General features: G+C 37.1%; 1 protein-coding gene and 1 tRNA gene. Both read left to right on the forward strand.

All coding sequences use genetic code 11. The features are described from left to right. Positions 1-23 precede the first annotated feature (23 nt). A tRNA-Gly gene (locus G519_RS0138110) sits at positions 24-94 on the forward strand. Between the two features lie 1,575 nt (positions 95-1,669). Further along, complete coding sequence (locus G519_RS53855) at positions 1,670-2,173, forward strand: MauE/DoxX family redox-associated membrane protein (RefSeq protein ID WP_029198996.1); 504 nt, start codon at positions 1,670-1,672, stop codon at positions 2,171-2,173. The last annotated feature ends 90 nt before the right edge of the window (positions 2,174-2,263 follow it).

Here is a 2,263-nt window from a genome sequence, read left to right on the forward strand (position 1 = left end):
AATCGTGTCGTCCCGATACGCACGCGGGCGTAGTTTAATGGTAGAACTTCAGCCTTCCAAGCTGATCGCGCGGGTTCGATTCCCGCCGCCCGCTTTACAGAAAAAAGATCACCTTCGGGTGGTCTTTTTTCGTTTGAACGGGAAAGGAAGAGAAGCCGCATGGGCTCGACCACCCGTGAAGACATCATAGAATATACCCTAAGTAGGACGCGCGTCCAAATATACCACTGGCCGCTTCACAGAAAAAGATCACCTTCGGTTGGATTGAATTACATGAAATCCAACGTTATGACCGTCATCGGCGCCGGTTTCAGCAACATACCGCTGATCCGCATGCTATGCTCGGCTGGGCGCGTGTCACCTTGCGCGATCGCAACCTGGCACTGCCCCGGGAGGAGTGGGACGATCTAGGCGTCAAGTTGCGCCTAGGGGAGAATTACCTAGATCGCGTTGGGGGCGACATGGTGTTCCGCACTCCGGGCATGCGCCCAGACCAGACCATCCGGCGCTGGACTCGGCCCGTGCGGGCGGCAGCCTTGTGACCAGTGAGATGGGGTAGTACCAGCGTAGCTGACACCACCCGCAAACGTCTGTAAAACACTGGTAAATGTGCGTTGAAAGTTCTAAAATGACGTGTATCGGAACAAAATTTGAAAATTCAACGGTGTTTGAGCCTAATTAAACAGGTTTTATAGGGATGTGGCCAACCTAAGTTCCAATTCCAAAATTAAATTCAAAACTTAGGTGAAATCCCTTGCAGGAGCCAGCATTTTCAAGGGGTTTATCATAATTCAGAATTAACTTATCCCCTAGTGACAGCTTCGCTGGTATTGGGGCTATTAGACCAAATTAGGTTGTAAGCGGCGATTTCGCTTCCGTGGAACAATAGCAAAAAAACGGCTCTGTTCGCATTTTTTGCGAAAGGGCACTTCTTAGTTTTTCCCAGATTTCTCGAAAATAGATAGGCATGACAATGAAAACAGGGCTTGGACATGTTAATAAAGTGAAGGTGTCTGGACACTCTTTTCAGTGATTCGCCTATCTATTTCGAGAAATTATGAGAAAAACGAACAAAATACATGGAAGATTTAAACTAAGTTTAATATTTTAAATACAACTATTTACAAAATATGTTTATTATGATAAAAATAACGAGTGGATAATTTTGGATATAAATCCCAAAAATAAACATTTTTTTAATTTTCGGTAACAAAAAAAGTTACTAATTAGTCAGCTTTAGCGGGGCCAGCCTAATTAGTAACTCGGTTTACAGGTTTTTTTGCTGTGCAAAAAAGCCTTCATGTTTATTCTATCAAACCAAACAAGCCTTTGTAAATGTCTTTCTATTTTTTAGTATATTTTCTAAATATGGGGTGGAAAATAATTGTAAATATTAATACTTAAAAATAATTATTTACAAAATTTATTTATTATGGTAAAAATAACAAGTCGATAGTTTTAGACATAAATACCTGAAATAATACATTCTTTTATGTTTGGCAACAAAAAAAGTTACTAATTAGTCAGCTTTAGCGGGGCCAGCCTAATTAGTAACTCGGTTACAGGTTTTTTTGCTGTGCAAAAAAACCTTCATGTTTATTCTATCAAACCAAACAAGTGTCTTTCTGTTTTTTTGTATATTTTCTAAATTTGGGAGGCGAGATAACAATTGTTAATATTAAGTCAGTATTGCATCATACTAATTTCAGTAATTTTTCTAACTTCTGGTTTTAGCAAATTTTTATCGCTAAGTAATTTTAGAAGTACACTTAACCAACTAGGGCTCCATGATTTTGCAAGCAGAGTTGTATCCATTGGATTTCCAATATTAGAAATAATAATTTCTGTTAGTATCTTAACTGATTCATATTCTTTTTATACTCAAATTTTAATTATGATTTTACTAGCTTTATTTTTCTTTTTTAGCATAAGAACTTTGTTGAAAAAACAAACGATTAAATGTAATTGCTTTGGTAATTTAGTCGAAGAGAATTTTGGTATAACTACACTTATTAAAATTATAATTTTCGCCATTTTAGATGGATTTTTATTACTAAACAAAGCCCAATTAAATCTGACTAATTCTGTGGAAATCATAATTGTATTTCAAACAGTTATCCAATTATTTCTTTTATATGTACTCATTTCATCTTTATTCAAATATTTAACCTGAATTTCGAAAGTAACGCTCTTTGAAAATATGAAAAAGTGCCCAAATCTTTGGTAGAATGGTGTTTGACGAGAACAACATCACCCAAAGAGA

The organism is Paenibacillus alginolyticus DSM 5050 = NBRC 15375 (assembly GCF_000422905.1).
Lineage (GTDB): Bacteria > Bacillota > Bacilli > Paenibacillales > NBRC-103111 > Paenibacillus_E > Paenibacillus_E alginolyticus.